This window comes from Gordonia shandongensis DSM 45094 (genome assembly GCF_000423025.1).
GTDB lineage: Bacteria > Actinomycetota > Actinomycetes > Mycobacteriales > Mycobacteriaceae > Gordonia > Gordonia shandongensis.
In genome coordinates, this window is sequence record NZ_AUHE01000004.1 from 126,814 (window position 1) to 147,182 (window position 20,369).

Here is a 20,369-nt window from a genome sequence, read left to right on the forward strand (position 1 = left end):
GCGGGGCCTGTCGTCCTCGGGGCCTGTCGTACTCGCAGCCTGTCGTCCTCGCGCCCTGCCATACTCGAGGCATGGTTGATGCGGACCCGCCGACGGTGTCGCTCGACGAGATCGTGGCGTTCGAGAACGCGACACGCGACCTGGTGGGATTGGCGCTGCGCAGCGTCGAGGACCTCGACATGTCACTGCCGCAGGTGCGCCTCCTCCTGGTGCTCGACGACCTCGGCCCGTCACCGTCCACCCGCTGCGCCGACGCGCTCGGGGTCGTCGGGTCGACGGTGACGCGGCTGGCCGACAGGCTCGTTGACACCGGCCACCTGACCCGCGCCGCCGACCACGACAACCGCAGCGTCGTCGTGCTCCGCCTCACCGAAGCCGGACGCGACGTGGTCCGCTCGGTCACCGACCGCCGTCGCCGCGAACTGCGGCGCGCACTGGACACCCTCGACCCCGATCTGCGGGCCGCGTGCGCCGCCGCACTGCGCGCGCTGCACGATCCGCTGGTCCGCGACGAGAGCGCGCGACGACACCTCCCGCTCTGATTCGGGCCGGACGTCAGCGGTCGATCTCGGTCGGAACTGTCGGTATCGACTCGTCGACCACTTGCGTTGTGCAAGACTTGCATTCGGCAGCGCCGAGGCTCCCCGGCCCGAGTCTCCCCAGCACCGGGGCTCCCCAGCCCGAGTCTCCCCAGCCCCCGACGATTGGAGCAGTCAATGAGCACCCCGACACCCGAGCCCGCACTCTCGGAGATCCGCGGACCCCAGAAGCTCGGCCCGCTGACACCGCTGGTCGGCGTCTGGGAGGGCGATGTCGGCATCGACCTCTCGTACCACAACAACGACGACGTCACGCGGCACACCTCGTACTTCGAACGCGCCGTCTTCGAGCCCATCCCCATCCAGGAGAACGGGCAGCAGGTCCTGTGGGGGATGAAGTACTCGATGACCGCGTGGCGGCACGGCGAGGAGGCCATGGATCCGTTCCACGACGAGATCGGCTTCCTGCTGTGGGACAAGACCAACGGTCAGGTGATGCGCGACGTGGTGTTCGGGCGCGGCATCGCGATCCTCGCCGGCAGCGACGCCGGCCCGCACGACACCGAACTGCACTTCGACGCGAAGCCGGGCGACCCGTCGTACGGGATCCTGCAGAACAAGTACCTGATGCAGCGCGCGGAGATCAAGGACTTCACCAGCAGTTTCGTCATCGAGGACTCGGAGACGTTCAGCTACACGTCCGATCTGCTGCTGCGCCTCGCCGCCACCGGCGAGGAGATGCACCACACCGACAAGAACACGCTGACCCGCGTCAAGCGGCTCCACCCCGGCTCCGCCTACAACTGAGCCCTCGCAGTTCCGGGTCTGCCGCAGCCCCGGTCAGCTGTAGTCGTAGAATCCGCGGCCGGTCTTGCGGCCGAGACGGCCGGCGTCCACCATGCGTCGCAGCAGCGCCGGCGGCGCGAAGTGGGGTTCGGCGAACTCGGCGTACAGCGACTCGGCGGCCGCCAGCGCCACGTCGAGGCCGACGGTGTCCAGAAGGGTCAGCGGGCCCATCGGGTAGCCGCACCCGCCCTTCATGGCCGCGTCGATGTCCTCGGCGCTGGCGTACCCCGAGTCGAACATCCGGATCGCCTGGCACAGGTACGGGATGAGCAGCGCGTTGACGATGAAACCCGATCGGTCGCCGGCCTGAACGGTGGTCTTGCCGAGCGTGTTCTTGGCGTAGTCGGTCACCGCGTCCGCGGTCTCCGGCGACGTCATGAGCGTCGAGATGACCTCCACCAGCGGCATCACCGGCACCGGGTTGAAGAAGTGGACGCCGACCACCCGGTCGGGCCGTTCGGTGGCGGCGGCGATCTTGATGACGGGGATCGACGAGGTGTTCGTCGCGAGGATGCCCTCGGGCTTCACGATGGCGTCGAGCCTGCCGAAGATGTCGTGCTTGAGCTCCTCGATCTCCGGCGCCGCCTCGATCACCAGGTCGCGGTCGGCGAACTCCTCGATGTCGAGGGTCACCCGGACGCGGGCGTTCGCCGCGTCGGCGTCCTCCTGCGAGATCTTGCCCTTGACGACGCCGCGGCCGATCGACTTCTCGATGCGCGCGGCGGCCGCGTCGGCGAACTCACGCCTGGTCTCCAGCACCAGCACGTCGCTGCCCGCCTTGGCGCACACCTCCGCGATGCCCGCACCCATGGTGCCTCCACCGATCACGCCGATGAGCTTCACAGTCTCTCCCAATCACCTCGGGCCACCCGTGCGGCGACCGCGTCCGACAGTGTTTAACCTGACCAGTATTTCACCGGGCCAGCATTTCGCCTGACCACTGTTTCGCCTGACCACTGTTTCGTGTGACCACTGTTTCGTGTGACCACTGTAATGACCGGGTGCCGCGCCTCGGCGTCGGGTCAGCGTGCACCGCCGATCGGGATCCGGTCGCGCGCCACGAACCACCGACTCACCGGTGTCCGCAGCAGAACGTCGACGACCAGCAGTGAGGACACCAGGACGACGAGGACGAGGACGATGCTGCGCAGCGCCGGCGACCCGGGGAACCACGAGTGGAGGGTGCCGAAGAAACCGGCGCGCGCCACCGCGTCGAGCAGCAGCGGGTGGACGGCGAACACACCGAACGCCCGCACGGTCGCCCACGACACGAACCGTTCACCGACCGGTGCGCCCGACGCCCGCAGTCGATCCCACGTCATCGCGCCGAGCCACAGGAGGACCAGCGAACCGATGAGCCACGGCATGATCGTCGGATTCCACGGGGTCGTCGTGCTCGGAGGCACGTCGCCGGGGCCGGTCGCCGACCAGTAGGCGGCGATGGTGACGGCGCAGGCGAGGACGGCGACGACCGTCACCGGGACGGCCCGTCGTCGCAGCCAGTCCTCCATCGCGGAGTGGTGGTAGGCGGCCATCGCACCGATCGCGATGAACAGCGCGTACATCGGCAGCGTCTTCCACATGTTGTGGTACACCTGCTCCCACGCCGCGCCTTCGGGCCTGGGCAGGTACTGGTAGACGACGAACATCGTCCCCTGGATCGCGAAACCGACGGCGATCACCGTCCACGGACGGTGCGCCGTCCGTTCGAAGATCGCCGAAAGCAGCGGGAACACCAGGTAGATCTGCATCGAGATCAGCAGGAAGTACAGCTGATATTTGCCGTTCCCGGTGACCGTCGACAACGCCAGGTCGCGGAGGAGGACGTCGATGCTCGGGAACGGATTGTTCTGTATCACGAGGTGGTCGGTGATCGTGTACACCAGTGTCCAGACCAGGTACGGCCCCACGATCAGACCGAATCGGCGGCGCCAGAACTGGGTGGGCGTCATCGTGCGGCCACGCATGCTGAGCACGAGGACGAACAGGGTGACGGCGACGAACCCGTAGCGTGTCACGTGCAGCAGGGTGCCAACGAGTCCGGCGGAGCGCACGACGTCCGGCTCCACGTTGAGACCGTTGACGCTGTGGGCGACGACGACGCCGGTGAACAGCAGGACCCGAACGAAATCGGCGGTGAGCGCACGCCCGGGCCGTTGCCGCTGCTGTGTGGCCGGTCCGGTGACGACTCCGGTCGCCCGGCCGTCGCCTCGTCTCGTGCGTCCCGTCTCCTCGACGGTCTGCGCCACTGCCGACACCTCCGGAATAATTCTGGCAGCCCCCGCTCGGCGCGAGCGTACGGATCGGCGGACCCGGTGTCACCCGTGCGGCCCACCCCCGAATGACGCGCGGGCCGGCGGACGACGCCCCCGTGCAGGTCATCCACTCGCCGGCCGACGACACGCCGACGCGGTGAGATTCGCCTCCCACGACGCCCGGGCCGGCGTCCGGGCCGGCACCCGAATGGCAGAATCGGGACCATGGCACACCCCAGGGCGGGAACCCCCGCGACGGCCGACGACCTCATCGACGTGGCGGCGGTCCAACGCGCCTACGGGGATGTGACGCCCGACCCCGCCGATCCGGCGCAACGCGTCGCGTTCGGGACGTCGGGGCATCGCGGGAGCAGTCTCGCCGGCTCGTTCAACGAGGCGCACGTGCTCGCGATGACGCAGGCGATCGTCGACCACCGTCGGCGAGCGGGGGTGCAGGGACCGGTGTTCATCGGGTTCGACACCCACGCGCTGTCGGTGCCCGCGTGGCGCACCGCGGTCGAGGTGCTGGTCGGCAACGGGGTCGCCGTGTTCACCGCCGACGAGGACGAGTTCACGCCGACGCCGGCCGTCAGCCGGGCCATCCTGCGATTCAACCGCGAGAATTCCGGGGTGCAGGCCGACGGGATCGTCGTCACGCCGTCGCACAATCCGCCCGCCGACGGCGGCTTCAAATACAACCCGCCCAGCGGCGGCCCGGCGGACTCGGACATCACCTCCGGCATCGCCGCGCGTGCCAACGAGATCCTCGCCGGCGGCCTCGGCGACGTGCAGCGGGTTCCGTTCGAGCGGGCCCGCCGCTCGGATCTGGTGATCGACTACCCGTTCCTCGGCGAATACGTGACCGCCCTGGGCGAGGTCGTGAACATGGATGCGATCCGGGCCGCCGAAGTCCACATCGGCGCCGACCCGCTCGGCGGCGCATCGGTCGCGTATTGGGGTGAGATCAAGGACTTCTACTCCCTCGACCACCTGACGGTCGTCAACCCCGTCGTCGACCCGGCGTTCGGGTTCATGACCCTCGACACCGACGGCAGCATCCGCATGGACTGCTCCTCCCCCGACGCGATGGCGTCACTGATCGCCGTTCGCGACCGCTTCGACATCGCGACCGGCAACGACGCCGACGCCGACCGGCACGGCATCGTGACCGCCGATGCGGGCCTGCTGAACCCGAACCACTATCTGGCCGTCGCCATCGACTATCTGTTCACGCACCGCGACTCGTGGAGTCCGGCGGCGGCGATCGGTAAGACGCTGGTCTCGTCGTCGCTCATCGACCGGGTGGCGGCCGGCCTCGGACGACCCCTGGTGGAGGTGCCGGTGGGTTTCAAATACTTCGTCGACGGTCTCCTCGACGGCACCGTCGCCTTCGGCGGCGAGGAGAGCGCCGGCGCGTCGTTCCTGACGTTCGCCGGGACGCCGTGGTCGACCGACAAGGACGGCATCATCATGGATCTGCTGGCCTCGGAGATCCTCGCGGTGACGGGGCAGACGCCGTCGGAGCGGTACGACGACCTCGCCGAACGGTACGGACGGACCTCGTATGCGCGGATCGATGCGCCCGCCGACCGCGAACAGAAGGCACGTCTGGCTTCGCTCTCGTCGGACACCGTGACGGCGTCGACGCTCGCCGGGGAGTCCGTGACGGCCGTCCTCACCGAGGCGCCCGGTAACGGGCAGCCGATCGGCGGCGTCAAGGTGACCACCGAGAATTCGTGGTTCGCGGCCCGCCCGTCGGGCACCGAGGACGTCTACAAGATCTATGCGGAGTCGTTCCGCGGCCCCGACCATCTCGCGGAGGTGCAGGCTCAGGCGCAGGAGCTGGTCGACTCGGTGCTGCGCTGATCGCCGGACTCTGCGCGGTGCGGATAGAGTCGAGCAGGTGAGCACCGGTAAGACTCTCCGCGAGAACCCCGACTACGAGCCGGAGTCGGCGGGCCCGAAGTCGTACATTCTGATCTCCGTCGCCCTGCTGATCGTCGCGGGCCTCTGCCTGGCCGGGTTCCTGTGGTGGACCAACCGGCCGTCCGAGCCGGTCGACACCAAGGTGTTGGCGGAGAATGCGTCGTTCATCGTCGGCGACAAGTCCGCGCCGGTGACGATCGACGTCTTCGGCGACTATCACTGCCCGCATTGCGCGACGTTCGAGGAGCAGTCGGGCAGCGCGATCCGGCAGGCCGTGCTCGACGGTGAGATCCGTGTCCGCTACCACATGCTCAACTTCCTCGACGACGACTCCGAGTCGGGCGACTACAGTTCCCGCGCCGCCGGTGCGGCCCTGTGTGTGGCGCGCAGCGACGACCGCGAGGTGTTCTGGCGCCTGCACCGTGAACTGTTCGAGAAGTCCGGTGACGATCCCGACAACGCCGCCATCGCCGCACTCGCCGCGAAGGCCGGCGCCACCCCCGAGACGCAGTCGTGCATCACCCGGGGCGCTCTCGTCGACGAGGGCCGGTCGATGGCAGAGGCGTCCCAGCAGCAGTTGAAGAACTCCACCGACGGGCAGGTCGCGACCCCGACGGTCCTGCTGGCCGGCGAACCCGTCGACGACATCATGGACGGCACCGGATGGCTGACCGGCATCCTCGCCGGCGATCGGCCGTCGAGCTGAGCAACCGGCGAGCTGAGCGAACCTGCGAGAACAGGCGATTTGGTGCCGTCATCGCCGCTGAGGTAACTTATCTATCGCACTCGCGAACGGTCATCCGGACGGGTGTGCACAGATGAATACGGGGCTATGGCGCAGCTGGTAGCGCACCACACTGGCAGTGTGGGGGTCAGGGGTTCGAGTCCCCTTAGCTCCACAAGCGAGAAACCCGTTCCGACCTCGGTCGGAACGGGTTTCTTTGTGTCCTATACGATCTCGGCGCGGGGCGAAGTGTCCTAACTTTGTCCTACCGCTGCCGAGATCGCCGCCGACGCGGCGGCGAGGCGGTCGTCGCTCACGCGCCCGTAGACCGCCGTCGTCATGCGCTCGCTGTGGCCGTGCCACGCCGCCACGACGTCGGCGGGCACCCCGGCGGCCCGCAACGAGAGGCCGAGCTGTGACGCAGGTTGCGCAGGGTGATCGAGGGCAGACCCGCCGCCCTGCGCCGCTCGGAGAACAACCGTGTGTAGCCGCGGACCGGGAGCGGTGAGCCGTCGATCCGCGCGAGTAGAACCGCGTCGTCGGCCAGCGGGCGGCCCACCGCCATCAATGCCATCAACGAGGCGATTCGGACCCAGGACCTCGACTATTCCGACCCCACCTCGATTCTGCGTGTTGCGCCGTTCATCGAGCAGATGGGTACCTGGCCTGGCGGCACCAGGAAAGAGTTTTGGTGGGAGCGCGAGTGGCGTCATGTAGGCTCCCTCACCTTCGCTCCGGCCAATGTCGTTGCACTGATGGCGGCTGGAGAAGCCCATGCGGAGCTAGCCGAGATGCTCTCGACCATTCCGACTTGGCAAGCGCATGAGGTGCCGATCTTGGATCCGCAGTGGGGGCTTGAGCGCATGATCGCGACTCTGTCACGTGTTGACGCGACTGACATAGGCCCGTTTCCCGGCTGTTAGGCGTCAACGTGCCCGGCTAGATCGTGGACTGATCTGTCCACTCGTTGTTCACCCACCAGAGTTCGGGGCGCTGCTCGCGGTTAACGAGTATGAACGGTTTCCCGTTATTGTCGATCCTCACCTCACGATGTCGACCTCCGACCACCAGGTCTAACGTCGCGGTCCATTCATAGGCTGCGACTTTGCTCTCGTCACCGTTCGCGTGCACGATTAGATGGAACTGTGCCGATTCGCCGCGGTCGAGTTGAAATGCGAACGGCTCGACGATCTCGCCACCAGGAACCTTCGAAAGTACGTTGGTTGCCCAGCTCGACAGCGTGACCTCCATCCGCTTGAACTCCATCGACGCCCCACCGACAGGGCGGGTGAGAACATACCCCTCGGGCAGATTACAAGCCTTGGCGTCAACACGAAGCGCGCTCACGACGACGCCGCGGTCCTCCCACGCCGTGATCGTGACCAAGAGGTCCATGTTGTGAGCGGCGTACCCATCGAGTTTCGCGGCCCACTTCGGCATCTCGGTCGCTTTCCCCGCCGGTGCCGGGGGCAGCGCCTCGCGACGGCGTGCGACGAATTGGGGGAACGAAACCCAGTCCGGGGCGTTCGCGTGGATGATTTGCGGATCTTGTTCGACGTGAACCTGGACGTCTGAATGCCCGCGCACCCGCCGCCAGATTCTCGGCCACTTGAGTCCGCCTACCGCACCCAGCACGAACGCGACAGCGGGCGGCCACGCCTTGGTGAGGAGGTCGAGAAGTACGTCCATAAGGTGCTCGCTGTCTAGGAGTTCTCAAGAGTCGCGAGAAACTGTCTCATACATCTCCGACAATTCTTGATGATTCGTTGGAGCGACTATCGAATAGCGAGGTTAGTTGTAGAACGGCTGTTCGTGTGTCCTAACTGTGTCCTAAGATGGCAGGTCACGCGCCGACACGGGGTAGACGCCCGAGGACGTGTAAGCCCTGGTAGATGAGACACCGAGCAACACGAAAGACACCCGCGCACACCGACTTTCACACTGGCGGTGTGGGGGTCAGGGGCTCGAGTCCCCTTAGCTCCACCGACAAGAAACCCGCTCTGACCTCGGTCGGAGCGGGTTTCGCCGTTGGTGGGGCCGTCTCCTACCACCGCCGATTGCCTAACTATTGCCTACGACCTCGGACGACACGTCGGCGGGCACTCCGACAGCGCGCATCTGCGCGGCTGAGAAGGCGAGTCCGAGACGGTCAGGCGATGTCGGCGACCAGGATCGCGACGCGGCGGCCCTGAACTCGGACACGCCACGGCAGGCCCGACGTGTCGCCGCCGGCGGGAATGATCCGCGGACTGGTCACATGCAGAACTCGGCCGAAGCGCGCCACGTCGGCCCCGCCGGCCGCGACGACGTTCTTGACCCAGTCGGTCTCACCGTGACCGAGTGCCACAGCGAGAATTCGCCCGTGCCGATACGAGGTCACGACGGTCCGATACTCCTTCCCGGAACGGCGTCCACGATGGGTCACCAGGCAGGTCCCGGGAAGGTAGTGCGCGATCGGTCGGATCAGCGGATTCATGTACTTGTGCTGAAGCCTGTCGAGCCACTCCGGGAAGATGTTCGGATGTTCCGCGCGTTCACGGTCGGGCACGGTGATCGCCTCCGTTCGCCATCGAGTCCACCACGCGGCATCATTCGGCCTCCCGCCGGGGCAGTGCCGTTCGTCCCGCACCCGCCTGCCGCGTAGACACAGTGTCGCACCCGATACCGGTTTGACGGAGGCATGTCTGAACGTCGTCGCGCCCAGATCCGAGAGACCGCTATAGAGTCCGAGGCCATGGATTCCGACCGGACACGAACCACCGCGGAGGCCCCGGACGTCGACCTCACGACACGACGAGCGAGCGAATTGCTGCGTCTCAGCGACGCGATCCTCGACGAACTCCGTCGCCGCGACCTGACCCGAACCTGGAATAAACCCATCGGCGACATCGCTGAACGCATCGTGCTCCAGGCGAGGGGCGGCGAGCTCGCGCCGAACAGTGCCAAATCACACGACATCGTGGACGCGGACGGACGAACGATTCAGGTGAAGGCGATGGGCCGCCGATCAGCCGGGAGCGCGGGCAAATTCAGCCTGTTCCGCTCCACCGCTTTCGACAGTGCGATCCTCATCAGCTTCGGCCCCGGCTGGGATGTCGCGGAGGCGTACGAGATAGGACCGGACACCGTCGCTTCGGCCACCCACAACTCTTATGTGAACGGTCAGAGCGTCACCCTCTCGGCCGCACGCAGCGCCGGTCGCGACGTGACCGATGAGATGCGTTCCGCGTGGCACGTCGTCGACGAGACAGTCCGGCGGCACGTCTGACCGGTCCGTCCCGGGGATCCACAGCCGATGTTCGCCTCACCGCCGCTACATTGGACCCCGTGCTCGGAAATATCCTGCCACTGCTGCGCGTCGGCGCGACGACGCCCGAACTCGGCGTCCTGATCCTGCCCGGCGGCACGGACTCCAGCTACCGACCGTTCTCCCCACTTCAGGGCTCGGCGCTGCGCATGTACCCCTTCACGGCGTCGATCGCAGCGCGATTCGGGGCCCGCGTGCGGGTCCGCCAAGCCCGCTACCGGGTGTACGGATGGAACGGTGGCCAGGCCAGCCCGATGCCGTACGCGAGGGCCGAACTCGACCGCCTGGCCGCCGACTGCCCGGGCGCACCGATCGCGGTGATCGGCCACTCGATGGGCGGTCGCATCGCAGCACTCCTCGCCGACGACCCTCGGGTGACGGAGGTGCTCGCACTCGCACCGTGGTGGCAGTTCGCCGACTGGCGCCGAATTCGCGACGGCGTCCGCGTCCGGGCCATCCACGGTTCCGCCGACACCGTCACCTTCCCCGCCCGAACCGCGAAAGGCATCCGGGAACTCGTCGACCGCGGCCTCGACGCCGAATTCGTCTCCGTCCCGGACGGCGGCCATCCGATGCTCGACCACATCGGATTCTGGCAGGGCTCTGCCCTCCGTTTCGTCGCGGAATCACTCGCCCGCAACAGGACGTCCACGCGTACCGGTCCACGAATCGTCGACGAGGTCGGCTGATGTACGCCATGCAGTACACCGTCGCGTTGCCGGCCGATTACGACATGCAGATCATTCGCGATCGGGTGACGTCGACGGGACATCTGATAGACGGGTTCCCCGGCCTGGAGTTCAAGGCCTACCTCATTCAGGAGAGGAACCACGGAGCGCCGCGGAATGCGTACGCCCCGTTCTATGTCTGGCGCGACATCGACGGCATGCGGTCCTTCTGCTGGGGCCGGCTTGGCTTCTCATCGATTGTGCGCGATTTCGGGCGCGCACCGATCGCCGACTGGACGGTCGCAGCGCTGAGCCACGGTCCGGCCCGGTACGCCGACGCGAAGAGTCTGCGCGCCCAGGTGATTTCCGTGCCGGACGGCATGTCACCCGCGGACGGGGTGTCGTCCATCGTCGATCCGCACATGGCCGACATCGGCCCGACGACGGTCGCCCGACTGGCCGCCATCGACGTCACCTCCTGGACCGCCGTCCTCATCGACCTCAGCACCGCCGACCTCGACACCGCCGACCTCAGCACCGAGAAGTCGACACAGCACGCCGTCAGGACCTCGAGCTACGAGGTCCTTCACGTCTCGCACGCTGCCGACGAACCGCAGAATGTCCTACCCCCGACCTAGAATAGAACGTGAGTTCGATTAGGTCGATTCGGGGAGGACGCCATGACCGCGACGATGATCTTTCCGCCCGGACCGGGCAACCCCGGTCCCGGTCCGGCGTTGCGCGGGCCCGGTGAGTTGGCGGAGCCGTCGGTGACGGTGACCGATGAGGAGTTGGTGATCCGACTCCCCCCGGCCCGCGGGAGCGGCCGGCCACGCAGCGGACCCCGAGGATGGGGCGGACGCCGGGGCCGGTCAGCGCGCCGAGGGCGCCGGGGATGGCGGGCGTGATGATGCGGCGATGATGCTCTTCGCCGCCCGCGCCGACTCCTTCCACGGCCTGGTCCTCTGGCACCGGTATCGGGCCATCTACGACCTGGCCAGCGACCGGATCGCCGAGGCCAACACTGCCGCCGATGCTGTCGGGAACGGGGTCGGGGACGGGGGCGGTGATGTGTTCACGCGGCTTTATGATCCGCTGTGCCAGATCGCCGCCTCCTACGCCGTGGTGGCCGGGGTGCGGCAGTGCACCGCCGAACGCTTCGTCGATGAGGCCCTCGCCTGCTTCGACCGCATCCCCGCCATCGGGCGGCTCCTGCGCGACGGGGTCCTGACGCCGTTCTGGTTCCGCCGCGCCATCGAACAAACCGCCCTCATCGACGACCCCGACATCCTGGCGTTCATCGACACCGAAGCCGCCCACCGCCTCACGACCATCGGCGGGCTCACCGCACGCCGGGTGGAGAACACCATCGCCCACATCGTGGCCACGCACGACCCCGACGCGGTCACCACCACCCGCGAGGACACCCGCACCCAGAAAAAGGTCCTCACCACGCCGGTGACCGACACCGTCTCCGAACTGATCATCACCACCACCACCGAAGACGCCGCCCTGTGCACAGACACCATCGATGCCGTCATCGCCGGCGTCTGCCGCCACGATCCACGCACCAAAGGCGAACGACGTGCTGATGCGGCCGTCGCCCGCCTGACCGGCACCCCGTTCGTCTGCGCGTGCGAACGACCCGACTGTGCCGCGGAGCTCTCCGATGCGGATGTAGCAGCCCGGTGTGCGAGCATCGTCCTACACGTCGTGGTCCGCCAAGAAACCCTCGACGGCACCGCCCACACACCGGCACTCCTGGACGGCTACGGACCCATCTCCGCCGCCCACGTCCGAGACCTGGCGAAACGCCCCGACGCGACGACTCGAGACCTGGACCTCGGGAAACTCCTCACGCGCACCGCCCAGCGAGGCAATCCATATCGGCCCACCGCAGTCCTCGACACCGCCGTGCGGGGCCTGTTCGGGACGTGCTCGTGGGTCGGGTGTGATCGACCGGCGTGGCGGTGCGATCTGGATCATGTCACCGAATACAACCACCGAGATCCCGGTTCGGGTGGGCCGACGTGTGCATGCAACCTCAACCCCAAATGCCGCTTCCACCACGGACTGAAAACCCACACCCGCGGTTGGCTCGACGACCAGATCATCGACGCCCACGGCACCATCTGGACCGAGATCACCACCCCCGAAGGCATCACCATCCGCCGCCAGGCCGCCAACACCTGGCTCCTCCCCGAACTCGGCCTCCTACCCTGCGACCACAACACCCCAACCGGCACGACACGCCGAACAACCCGACACGCCGAGAACGCACCAAAACGCACACGCACCCGCCTGGAAGCCAAACACCGATACCGGATGCAGCAACGCGCGATCAACCGCCGCCACCGCGAAACCGACCAAGCACTCGCCGCACTCCACTCCACCGACGACGGCCTGCCGCCCTTCTGAGCCCCGCCGCCCTTCTGACCCGACCATCCTGCTGAGCCCAGGCCCGCACGACCACACGTGAGTAGTGTCGAAAGCGACGAAACACTCGGCGGAAGGACTGACAATGAGCGTCTCACTCGCCCGCGTGTACGACGATCCCGGCGACGGCCGAGTCCTCGTCGACCGCCTGTGGCCGCGCGGCATGCGGAAAGAAGACCCCCGAGTCGGCCACTGGTTGAAGGACGTCGCACCGTCGAGCGACCTGCGCACCTGGTACCACGCCAACCCCGACGAATACGATGCATTCGCCGCCCGGTACCGCACGGAACTCGACGACCCCGACGGCATACAGGCCGACGCCCTCACCGAACTGGTGGATCTCGCGAAGAACGGCGACGTGGAGCTTGCGACAGCAAGCAAGCACATCGAACTCAGTGCGCTCCCAACGCTCGCCGACGTGCTCTCCGATCGCGGAGCCGACTGACCGACCCGGCCGGCGCGCCCGTCAGTTCGTGAGCATCCCGCCGTCGACCGGCAGTGCGACTCCCGACATGTAGCTGCTCGCGTCGCTGGCCAGGAACAGCAGAGCAGCGTCGAGTTCACCCGGGTCACCGAGCCTCCCGAACAGTGTCCGAGGCACCACGTAGCGGTCGAGGACACCGTCGTCGAACTCATCGGTCATCTCCGACTGGAAGAAACCCGGCGCGAGAGCGTTCACCCGAATCCCCTTGCGCGGCGTCCACTGCTGCGCGAGGTCACGGGTGAGCCCGATGACCGCGGACTTGCTCGCCGAATACGCGGCCTGCGGCATCAGGACGCTCGTCATCCCGAGAATGCTGGCCAGGTTGACGATCGACGACCCGGGTTCCATCACCCGCGCGGCCGCCTGCGCCATCCAGTACGTGCCGTTGAGGTTGACGTCCATCACCCGCCGGAAACCGTCCGGGTCCTCCCGCAACGCGGGCACCGAACTGGCGATGCCGGCATTGTTGACGAGCACGTCCAATCGCCCGAACTCGTTCATCGCGGCGTCGACGGCGGCCGTGCACTGGTCCGGCTCGACGACGTCGGTCGTCACCGCGATCGCACGGCGACCGAGCGCCGTCACCGCCTCCTGCGTGTTCGCCAACCGGTCGGTGCGCCGGGCTGCGAGCACGACGTCCGCGCCCGCCTGCGCCAACGCCGACGCGAAGCCCACGCCGAGCCCGCTGGAAGCGCCGGTCACCAACGCGACCCGGCCGTCGAGCCGGAAGCTGTCGAGTACGGATGTCATCTGTTCTGTCTCCTGTGTCGTCGCGGCGAGTTCAGCTCGCCCGCCCCATCGTGGCCGAGGCCGGTGCCGCCCCCAGCATCGCAGCACACGCCTGTCGAACCTTCGCCGCGTCCGGTTCCTCACCGGTGATGAGGTTCGCGTACACGAACGTCTCGGTGATGCGCACGAGAATCAGCGCGAGGTCGTCCACGGGCAGGGACGGACGGAGGTGCCCCGCATCGGTCTGTTCGACCACCACCTCAGCCACCCGACCGACGATCCGCGGTTGCACACCGCCGTCCCAGGTGGTCATCAGTTTGAGTGCGCGCTCGGGTTCCCGAGTGAGGAAGCCGCGGAAGTTCACGTCGCGGTTCGCGATCGCCGCGAACTCGCCGAGCGTGTCGACGATCTTCGCGGCGCCGACTCCCGTCGACCTGCGGTACGCCGTGTCGAGAGCGAGGTCAGCCATCGACCAGATCACCTCGGCGAGCAGCCCGTCACGACCGCGGAACCGCCGGTACAGCGTGCTCCGGTTGACGCCGAGACCGGCCGCCAGCTCGCCGACCTCGATTCGGCCACGGTCGACGAACGCCTCGCGCGCCGCGGCGACGATGACGTCCTGATCGAGCATCTCCGACTCCTAGTGCCCATGAACCGTGCCCATGAACCATGCCCACGAACCCGTGCACCATTTACGGAAAATGATGCAGAATCTCTCGTGATCGGGAACACTATCTCAACGAGTGGGTGACCATACCCATGTTCAGAGAATTCCGGCGGCACGTGACGTGCAGCGTTTCTGTGAGGAGAAGGTCCATGATCGAGACGACAATGCAGCACGGAGATCTGCTGATCTCCGGAGTGGTCGAGTACAGCCGCCGAATGTTCCCCGAGGCAAAAGTCATCACATGGACCGAGAACGGTGCACGTGAGGCGAGCTTCTCCGACGTCGCCGACCAGGGCGCCCAACTCGCCCACGCGCTGACCAAGCTCGGAGTCGGCGTCGGCGACCGGGTCGCCACCTTCATGTGGAACAACACCGAGCACCAGGCCCTCTACGCCGGCGTCCCCTCGATGGGCGCCGTCCTGCACACCCTCAACCTGCGCCTGTCGCCCGAACAGGCCGTGTTCATCATCAACCACGCCGACGACAAGGTGATCTTCGTCGACGCATCCGTGGCCCCCATGCTCTCGCAGTACCTCAGCGGCACACCGAACGTCGAACACGTCGTCGTCGCCAACGGCCCCGTCGAATCGCTCACCGCACCCGAAGGCATCACCGTCCACTCGTACGACGACCTCATCGCGGGCCAGCCGACCACCTACGAGTGGCCGAAACTCGACGAGACCGCCCCCGCCGTCATGTGCTACACCTCCGGCACCACCGGCGACCCCAAGGGCGTCGTCTACTCGCACCGCAGCATCTGGCTGCACTCGCTGACCGGCACCTCCACCACCGGAATGCAGCTGTCGAACCGCGACTCGATGCTCGCGATCGTGCCGATGTTCCACGTCATGTCGTGGGGCCTGCCCTACGCGGCGATGATGGCCGGCGCCACCCTCGTGATGCCCGACCGCTTCCTGCAGCCCGAACCGCTGCTGGCGATGATGGCCGCCACCCGGCCCACCCTCGCGGCCGCCGTGCCGACCATCTGGCAGGGCGTCTCCGCACTGCTCGACGCCAAACCACAGGACATCACCCACCTCCGCGAGGTGGTCGTCGGCGGCTCCGCCGTCCCGCCGTCGATGATCGAGAAATTCGACGGCTACGGCGTGTCGATCGTCCACGCGTGGGGCATGACCGAGACGTCGCCGCTCGGCGCGATCGCCCGCCCCCCGGCCGGCGTCGACGACCCGAAGGAGGCGTTCGCGTACCGCGTCACCCAGGGCCGCTTCCCCGCGGGCGTGCAGGCCCGCATCATCGGCGACGACGAGAAGGAGATGCCGTGGGACGGCGAGTCGGCCGGCGAACTCGAAGTCGCCGGCCCCTGGATCACCGCCTCCTACTACCAGCCCGACGGCAACGTGTCCGATGCGTCGAAGTTCCACGACGGTTGGCTGCGCACCGGTGACGTCGCCACCGTGACCCCCGACGGCTACATGACGATCGTCGACCGCACCAAAGACCTGATCAAGACCGGCGGCGAGTGGATCTCGTCGGTGGAGCTGGAGAACGTCATCGCCTCCAACCCGGCCGTCGTCGAGGCCACCGTGATCGGCGTCCCCGACGCCAAATGGGACGAGCGGCCCTTCGTCCTCGCCGTCGTCCGCAGCGAGGAGGACGCCGACGTCGACGCGCACCGCGCCTTCCTCGAGGAGCGGATCCCCCGCTGGCAGATTCCCGAGCGCTGGTCGTTCGTCACCGAGGTTCCCAAGACCTCGGTCGGCAAGTTCGACAAGAAGCGGGTCCGCCAGAACTACGCCGACGGCGACTACACCGTTCTCGGCGACCCCGCAGACGCCTGACACAGGCGCGTTCCGCGAGGCCCGGCCCGCCCGAACCTGAACGTTCGGCAGCCGGGCCTCCGGCGTCTACACTCCCCCTGTGAGCCGCAGAAGAGTAGTCACGCTGGCGGCACTGGGAACGGTGATCGCACTCGCCCTCGGCGTCACCGTGTGGACTCTGATCGCGAACGACTACGGCATCCACGAGGAACGCGTGACGATCGCGGGCCCCCGCGGAGAACTCCACGCCGACCTCGTCACGCCCATCGAGCACGACGGGCCCCACGGTCTCGTGATCTTCGTCCACGACGACGGCCCCGCCGACGCCGACCGCGGCGACCAGTACAAACCCCTGTGGGACTCGTTCGCCAAAGCCGGGTACGCGAGCCTGTCCTGGGACAAACCGGGAGTCGACGGCGCGCCCGGAAACTGGCTCGACCAATCGATGCACGACCGCGCCGCCGAGGTCGAGGCCGCGATCAGCTGGGCCTACAGTCGACCCGACCTCGACGCGACGCGCATCGGCCTGTGGGGTGCCGGGCAGGCCGGTCTGGTGATCCCCGAGGTACTCGCGCGCCGCCACAACGTCCGCTTCGCGACCCTCGTCGGCCCGACTGTCGACTGGGCGCGTCAGACCCGCTTCGAGGCGACCGCCGACCTCGGTGACGCCTCGAAGCCCGAAGTCGACGCCGCAGCGAGGGCACGCGCCGAACGGGTCCGACTCCTGCGTGACGGCGCGAGCCACGCCGACTACCTCCGGGCGAAGGTCGACGCCGAGCCGCTGACCGCCACCCGCTGGCGGTTCGAGGAAACCAACATCGGCGCCGACGCGACGGCCGACCTCGGTCGCATCAGCGTGCCGACCCTCCTGATCCTCGGCGGGCACGACCGGGTCACCGACGTCGACGCCACCGAGAAGGCGTACCGGACGCACGTCCCCGCCGACCTGCTCACCGTCAAACGGTTCGACGACGCCACGCACCGCATCACCCGCAACGACATCGAGTATCGCGACGACCTGCGGGTGAAGGCCCGGGAGATGTTCGCGCCCAGGACGGTCTACGCACCCGGATACCTCGACGCCCTTCGGGTGTTCGCGAGACGGAACAGCCGCTGACGGGGATCTGGCGTAGTCTGAACGGTGTAGACCCCTGATCAACGATGAAAGGCGGTGTCCCGATGGACGCAGCGCTGTGGTCCGCAATCACCAGCAACGAGTCGCTCTTCAACGCGCTCATGTACGTCTTCTCCGGCACCAAGTAGACCGGACGAAGCAGACCTGAGACGACGCGAGGGCCCGCCTGATTCCAGGCGGGCCCCTCGCCGTCTCTCGGAGGACATCTCAGACGAGCTGCAATCGGCGCGCCATGTCCGAGACGAACACCCCGTCCGGGTCGATCCGCCGTCGGACCGCGAGCCACTCGTCGATCCGCGGGTACATCGCATGGAACGTCTCCGGCGACGTCACCGAGTCCTTCGCCGAATACAGGCGACCCCCGGCGTCGAGGACACGCCGGTCGAGGCGGGCGGTGAGGTCGCCGAGCCCCGGCCGGATCGCGAAGTCGAACGTCACCGTCATTCCCGGCATCGGAAACGACAGCGGAGCGCGGTTGCCGTCCCCGAACATCTTGAGCACGTTCACGAAGCTCGGGTGCCCCGAGGCCTGTACCTCCCGCAGCAGGGGCGCGAACTCGTCGAGCGTCTCGTAAGGAAGGACGAACTGGTATTGGAGGAACCCGCGCCGGCCGTAGAAGCGGTTCCAGTCGGCCATGATGTCCAGGGGATGGAGGAACGCCGTGATGTTCCGGATCCCGTTCTCGAAACTCCGGCCGGCCCGGAAGTACGCGGCGCTCATGGCTCCGAACGTCACCCGGTTCCCGAGGCCGCTCGGAAACACATCCGGGACCCTCAGGTATTGCGGGGCGTCGAACGCCAACGGATTCCGGCGCAGCGCCTTCGGCAGCTCATCGCGCACGGCGAGCCGTCCACGCGTGAAGTGTCCCCGACCCAGCTTGGACCCCGACGACACGGCGTCGAACCAGCCCGCACTGTAGTCGGCGCCCGCACTCCACTCCTCGCGGTGCAACGCAAGTGTCTCGTCGACCGAGTGCGTCACCACCCCGTCGGCGAGGAAGTACGCCGTCTCGGTCCGTTGCAGCCGCAGACGCGCACGGACCACGATCCCGGTGAGCCCGAGCCCGCCCACCGTCGCCCAGTAGAGGGCGCCGTCGGGGTCGTCGGCCGTGCCGTCCGGCCCCAACTCGAGAATCCGCCCGTCCGCGACGAGCAGGTGCAGTCCGACGACTTGATCGCCGAAGCTCCCGGCGCTGTGGTGGCTCTTCCCGTGGACGTCGTGCGCGATCGCGCCCCCGACCGTCACCTGCCGGGTACCGGGGAGTACCGGCAGCCACAATCCCAGTGGGAGCGCCGCCCGCATCAGCCGGTCGAGGTCGACCCCCGCGTCGACGTCGGCCACCAGTGCGTCACCGTCGAGCGAGTGGATCCGGCACAGGCGTGTCATGTCGACGGTGAGACCTGCCCGGTTCTGCGCCGACTCGTTGTACGAGCGGCCGAGTCCGCGCGCGATCACACCGTTGCGCAGGTGCGGCGGTGACTCAGCGTTGCGTTCGGCGACCGTCGTGACCGCGCGCGCGATCTGATCCAGGTCGGGTGTCGACAGGACGGGAGCGGTGACCGCGTTGGTGCGGCCCCACCCGCTCATCGAGCGACGGGCGATGGGCATGTCAGTAGTCGTTTTCACGGCGTGAACCTAGCGGCCGATGCTGAGCCTGCCTGCAGAAGCAGCTGAGTATCGAACCGTGATCGGTGCTCTCACCGACCCCCGGCGAGCATTTCCACCACGATTTCGGCCGAAATCGACTTGTTTCGGCCGAATGACTTCACATACGCGTTGGTAATGCGCGGTGGATGGCGACACGACGCCCGAGCGCGCGGACACCGATGCCCACCAGAACGAGGAAGAACGCCGCGACGACCGGGATCGTCGGACCGGCGCCAGCCTGGTCGACACCCAGCACCAGCGTCCACCAGACGATGAGGCCGCCCGCCACGGGCGCCGCGACGGCCAGAATCCCCGACCACAGTCGCCGAGAGAAGATCGCACCGGCGACGGCCGCGATCACCGTCACCGCGAACCCCGCCGTCCAGCACATCATCAGCACGTCCACATAGGCGGCAGCGTCGCTCGCCGACCCGCCGAGCGGGACGTACCCGGACCACCCGTGGTCGACGGGGACGTAATCCGCATACCGTCTGGGCATCCCGTCCGAGAGGATCGTCGGGCTCATCAACAGACCTACCACGAACGCCCACCAGCCGACGTCCTCGACAACCGTCGACACCCGCGCCGCACTCATCGTGATCACTTCCCCCCCGTCTCGGCGATCCGGCTCGCCGCGGCCAAGAGTACCCCGCGCGCCAGAATGATCCCTCACCTGGTCAGACGCGTCTGAGTTCCCCCGGCGAACATGCACCCCGGCGAACATTTCCACCACGATTTCGGCCGAAATCGACTTGTTTCGGCCGAATGAGTTCACATACGCGTTGGTAATGCGCGGTGGATGGCCGAGAAGCGAAACGGCGCCCCACCTGGTCAGATGGGGCGCCGTTCCTCGGTGGAGCCGCCGGGAATTGAACCCGGGTCCTCCGTCACTTCAGCGGGGCTTCTCCGTGTGCAGTCCGCTGTGTCTCTACTCGGATCTCCCGGTCCCGCGAACAAGCCGGGATGACGATCCCAGTCGCTGTGAGGTGTCCCGTCGACGCCCGCGACCGGCGGCGACGGTGAGTTCCCTAGCTGATGCCGGCACCAGACCCGGGAACGAAAGTCCGGGCCGACAGACTAGCCTCGGTGCTTAGGCAGCGAGAGCGTAGTCGCGCTGATTGGAATCGGCGCTTAATTGGTTGCTACGACGCTTACGGTGGTCTCTAGCCTGCACCGACACGCTTCCCCCACCTCAATGAACGCAGTCGAAACCGATCGGCCCCGAGGT

Annotated in this window: 19 protein-coding genes, 1 tRNA gene and 1 other RNA gene; 12 read left to right on the forward strand and 9 right to left on the reverse strand. The window is 67.4% G+C overall.

From position 1 onward, the window contains the following. Nucleotides 1-71: 71 nt before the first annotated feature. A complete protein-coding gene (locus G528_RS0107360; RefSeq protein ID WP_026918413.1) occupies nucleotides 72-542 on the forward strand; it encodes a MarR family transcriptional regulator in 471 nt (156 codons plus the stop codon). Between the two features lie 174 nt (nucleotides 543-716). Next, complete coding sequence (locus G528_RS0107365; protein ID WP_035719281.1) at nucleotides 717-1,346, forward strand: heme-binding beta-barrel domain-containing protein; 630 nt, start codon at nucleotides 717-719, stop codon at nucleotides 1,344-1,346. 33 nt (nucleotides 1,347-1,379) lie between these two features. On the opposite strand, the gene G528_RS0107370 is transcribed toward G528_RS0107365, so the two are convergent. Both G528_RS0107370 and G528_RS16755 read right to left on the reverse strand, forming a co-directional pair. Beyond that, on the reverse strand, nucleotides 1,380-2,228 hold the full coding sequence (locus G528_RS0107370; RefSeq protein WP_026918415.1) for a 3-hydroxybutyryl-CoA dehydrogenase: 849 nt from the start codon (nucleotides 2,226-2,228) through the stop codon (nucleotides 1,380-1,382). A 179-nt stretch (nucleotides 2,229-2,407) separates the two neighbouring features. Further along, nucleotides 2,408-3,634: an acyltransferase gene (locus G528_RS16755; protein WP_245569714.1), complete on the reverse strand. Its 1,227-nt coding sequence runs from the start codon at nucleotides 3,632-3,634 to the stop codon at nucleotides 2,408-2,410. A 231-nt stretch (nucleotides 3,635-3,865) separates the two neighbouring features. Here G528_RS16755 and pgm point away from each other — a divergent pair, with 231 nt between their 5' ends. The 3 genes from pgm (at nucleotide 3,866) to G528_RS0107390 (ending at nucleotide 6,465) form a co-directional block, all read left to right on the forward strand. Next, on the forward strand, nucleotides 3,866-5,506 hold the full coding sequence (pgm, locus tag G528_RS0107380; RefSeq protein WP_026918416.1) for a phosphoglucomutase (alpha-D-glucose-1,6-bisphosphate-dependent): 1,641 nt from the start codon (nucleotides 3,866-3,868) through the stop codon (nucleotides 5,504-5,506). Nucleotides 5,507-5,543: 37 nt separating this feature from the next. Further along, the gene (locus tag G528_RS0107385) at nucleotides 5,544-6,272 is read left to right on the forward strand and encodes a DsbA family protein (protein ID WP_026918417.1); all 729 of its coding nucleotides are present in this window, start codon (nucleotides 5,544-5,546) and stop codon (nucleotides 6,270-6,272) included. Nucleotides 6,273-6,392: 120 nt separating this feature from the next. Beyond that, a tRNA-Ala gene (locus tag G528_RS0107390) sits at nucleotides 6,393-6,465 on the forward strand. A 764-nt stretch (nucleotides 6,466-7,229) separates the two neighbouring features. On the opposite strand, the gene G528_RS0107400 is transcribed toward G528_RS0107390, so the two are convergent. Both G528_RS0107400 and G528_RS0107405 read right to left on the reverse strand, forming a co-directional pair. Then, the gene (locus G528_RS0107400; protein WP_026918418.1) at nucleotides 7,230-7,979 is read right to left on the reverse strand and encodes a hypothetical protein; all 750 of its coding nucleotides are present in this window, start codon (nucleotides 7,977-7,979) and stop codon (nucleotides 7,230-7,232) included. 460 nt (nucleotides 7,980-8,439) lie between these two features. After that, a complete protein-coding gene (locus G528_RS0107405) occupies nucleotides 8,440-8,766 on the reverse strand; it encodes a nitroreductase family deazaflavin-dependent oxidoreductase (RefSeq protein ID WP_084638104.1) in 327 nt (108 codons plus the stop codon). A 204-nt stretch (nucleotides 8,767-8,970) separates the two neighbouring features. Between G528_RS0107405 and G528_RS0107410 the strand changes: the two genes are divergently transcribed. From G528_RS0107410 to G528_RS0107430, 5 genes are all read left to right on the forward strand, one after another. After that, nucleotides 8,971-9,558: a PD-(D/E)XK family putative nuclease gene (locus tag G528_RS0107410; RefSeq protein WP_245569715.1), complete on the forward strand. Its 588-nt coding sequence runs from the start codon at nucleotides 8,971-8,973 to the stop codon at nucleotides 9,556-9,558. Nucleotides 9,559-9,617: 59 nt separating this feature from the next. Then, nucleotides 9,618-10,286, forward strand: a complete 669-nt coding sequence (locus G528_RS16760; RefSeq protein WP_051198455.1) for an alpha/beta hydrolase — start codon at nucleotides 9,618-9,620, stop codon at nucleotides 10,284-10,286. Continuing rightward, entirely contained in the window at nucleotides 10,286-10,903 is a 618-nt protein-coding gene (locus G528_RS0107420; protein WP_026918421.1) for a DUF4865 family protein, read from the forward strand. The genes G528_RS16760 and G528_RS0107420 overlap by 1 nt, the downstream gene beginning before the upstream one ends. A gap of 280 nt (nucleotides 10,904-11,183) precedes the next feature. Continuing rightward, nucleotides 11,184-12,683, forward strand: coding sequence for a DUF222 domain-containing protein (locus G528_RS16765; protein WP_211220608.1), 1,500 nt, complete (start codon nucleotides 11,184-11,186; stop codon nucleotides 12,681-12,683). Between the two features lie 103 nt (nucleotides 12,684-12,786). Further along, nucleotides 12,787-13,146, forward strand: a complete 360-nt coding sequence (locus G528_RS0107430) for a DUF488 domain-containing protein (protein WP_026918422.1) — start codon at nucleotides 12,787-12,789, stop codon at nucleotides 13,144-13,146. 21 nt (nucleotides 13,147-13,167) lie between these two features. On the opposite strand, the gene G528_RS0107435 is transcribed toward G528_RS0107430, so the two are convergent. Continuing rightward, nucleotides 13,168-13,935, reverse strand: a complete 768-nt coding sequence (locus tag G528_RS0107435) for an SDR family NAD(P)-dependent oxidoreductase (RefSeq protein WP_026918423.1) — start codon at nucleotides 13,933-13,935, stop codon at nucleotides 13,168-13,170. A 31-nt stretch (nucleotides 13,936-13,966) separates the two neighbouring features. Beyond that, nucleotides 13,967-14,545 carry a TetR/AcrR family transcriptional regulator gene (locus tag G528_RS0107440; protein WP_026918424.1) on the reverse strand — a complete coding sequence of 193 codons (579 nt, stop codon included), beginning with the start codon at nucleotides 14,543-14,545 and terminating at the stop codon, nucleotides 13,967-13,969. A gap of 185 nt (nucleotides 14,546-14,730) precedes the next feature. On the opposite strand from G528_RS0107440, the gene G528_RS0107445 reads away from it, so the two are divergent. Further along, nucleotides 14,731-16,380, forward strand: coding sequence for a long-chain fatty acid--CoA ligase (locus G528_RS0107445; RefSeq protein ID WP_035719285.1), 1,650 nt, complete (start codon nucleotides 14,731-14,733; stop codon nucleotides 16,378-16,380). Nucleotides 16,381-16,459: 79 nt separating this feature from the next. Then, nucleotides 16,460-17,476, forward strand: coding sequence for an alpha/beta hydrolase family protein (locus tag G528_RS0107450; RefSeq protein WP_084638097.1), 1,017 nt, complete (start codon nucleotides 16,460-16,462; stop codon nucleotides 17,474-17,476). Between the two features lie 225 nt (nucleotides 17,477-17,701). On the opposite strand, the gene dprE1 is transcribed toward G528_RS0107450, so the two are convergent. The 3 genes from dprE1 to ssrA all read right to left on the reverse strand — a co-directional run bounded on the left by dprE1 (nucleotide 17,702) and on the right by ssrA (nucleotide 20,364). After that, nucleotides 17,702-19,102: a decaprenylphosphoryl-beta-D-ribose oxidase gene (gene dprE1 / locus G528_RS0107460; RefSeq protein ID WP_035719287.1), complete on the reverse strand. Its 1,401-nt coding sequence runs from the start codon at nucleotides 19,100-19,102 to the stop codon at nucleotides 17,702-17,704. A 157-nt stretch (nucleotides 19,103-19,259) separates the two neighbouring features. Further along, entirely contained in the window at nucleotides 19,260-19,721 is a 462-nt protein-coding gene (locus G528_RS0107465) for a hypothetical protein (protein WP_156890380.1), read from the reverse strand. Nucleotides 19,722-19,992: 271 nt separating this feature from the next. Beyond that, nucleotides 19,993-20,364, reverse strand: a transfer-messenger RNA (tmRNA) gene (gene ssrA, locus G528_RS18205). Nucleotides 20,365-20,369 lie beyond the last annotated feature (5 nt).

What these genes read in the sequence shown, in the direction of transcription:
- G528_RS0107360 (WP_026918413.1), top strand. Translation starts at nt 72, where the DNA reads ATGGTTGATGCGGACCCGCCGACGGTGTCGCTCGACGAGATCGTGGCG.
- G528_RS0107365 (WP_035719281.1), top strand. Translation starts at nt 717, where the DNA reads ATGAGCACCCCGACACCCGAGCCCGCACTCTCGGAGATCCGCGGACCC.
- pgm (WP_026918416.1), top strand. Translation starts at nt 3,866, where the DNA reads ATGGCACACCCCAGGGCGGGAACCCCCGCGACGGCCGACGACCTCATC.
- G528_RS0107400 (WP_026918418.1), bottom strand. Translation starts at nt 7,979, where the DNA reads ATGGACGTACTTCTCGACCTCCTCACCAAGGCGTGGCCGCCCGCTGTC.
- G528_RS0107405 (WP_084638104.1), bottom strand. Translation starts at nt 8,766, where the DNA reads ATGAATCCGCTGATCCGACCGATCGCGCACTACCTTCCCGGGACCTGC.
- G528_RS0107410 (WP_245569715.1), top strand. Translation starts at nt 8,971, where the DNA reads ATGTCTGAACGTCGTCGCGCCCAGATCCGAGAGACCGCTATAGAGTCC.
- G528_RS0107420 (WP_026918421.1), top strand. Translation starts at nt 10,286, where the DNA reads ATGTACGCCATGCAGTACACCGTCGCGTTGCCGGCCGATTACGACATG.
- G528_RS16765 (WP_211220608.1), top strand. Translation starts at nt 11,184, where the DNA reads ATGATGCTCTTCGCCGCCCGCGCCGACTCCTTCCACGGCCTGGTCCTC.
- G528_RS0107430 (WP_026918422.1), top strand. Translation starts at nt 12,787, where the DNA reads ATGAGCGTCTCACTCGCCCGCGTGTACGACGATCCCGGCGACGGCCGA.
- G528_RS0107435 (WP_026918423.1), bottom strand. Translation starts at nt 13,935, where the DNA reads ATGACATCCGTACTCGACAGCTTCCGGCTCGACGGCCGGGTCGCGTTG.
- G528_RS0107440 (WP_026918424.1), bottom strand. Translation starts at nt 14,545, where the DNA reads ATGCTCGATCAGGACGTCATCGTCGCCGCGGCGCGCGAGGCGTTCGTC.
- G528_RS0107445 (WP_035719285.1), top strand. Translation starts at nt 14,731, where the DNA reads ATGATCGAGACGACAATGCAGCACGGAGATCTGCTGATCTCCGGAGTG.
- dprE1 (WP_035719287.1), bottom strand. Translation starts at nt 19,102, where the DNA reads ATGCCCATCGCCCGTCGCTCGATGAGCGGGTGGGGCCGCACCAACGCG.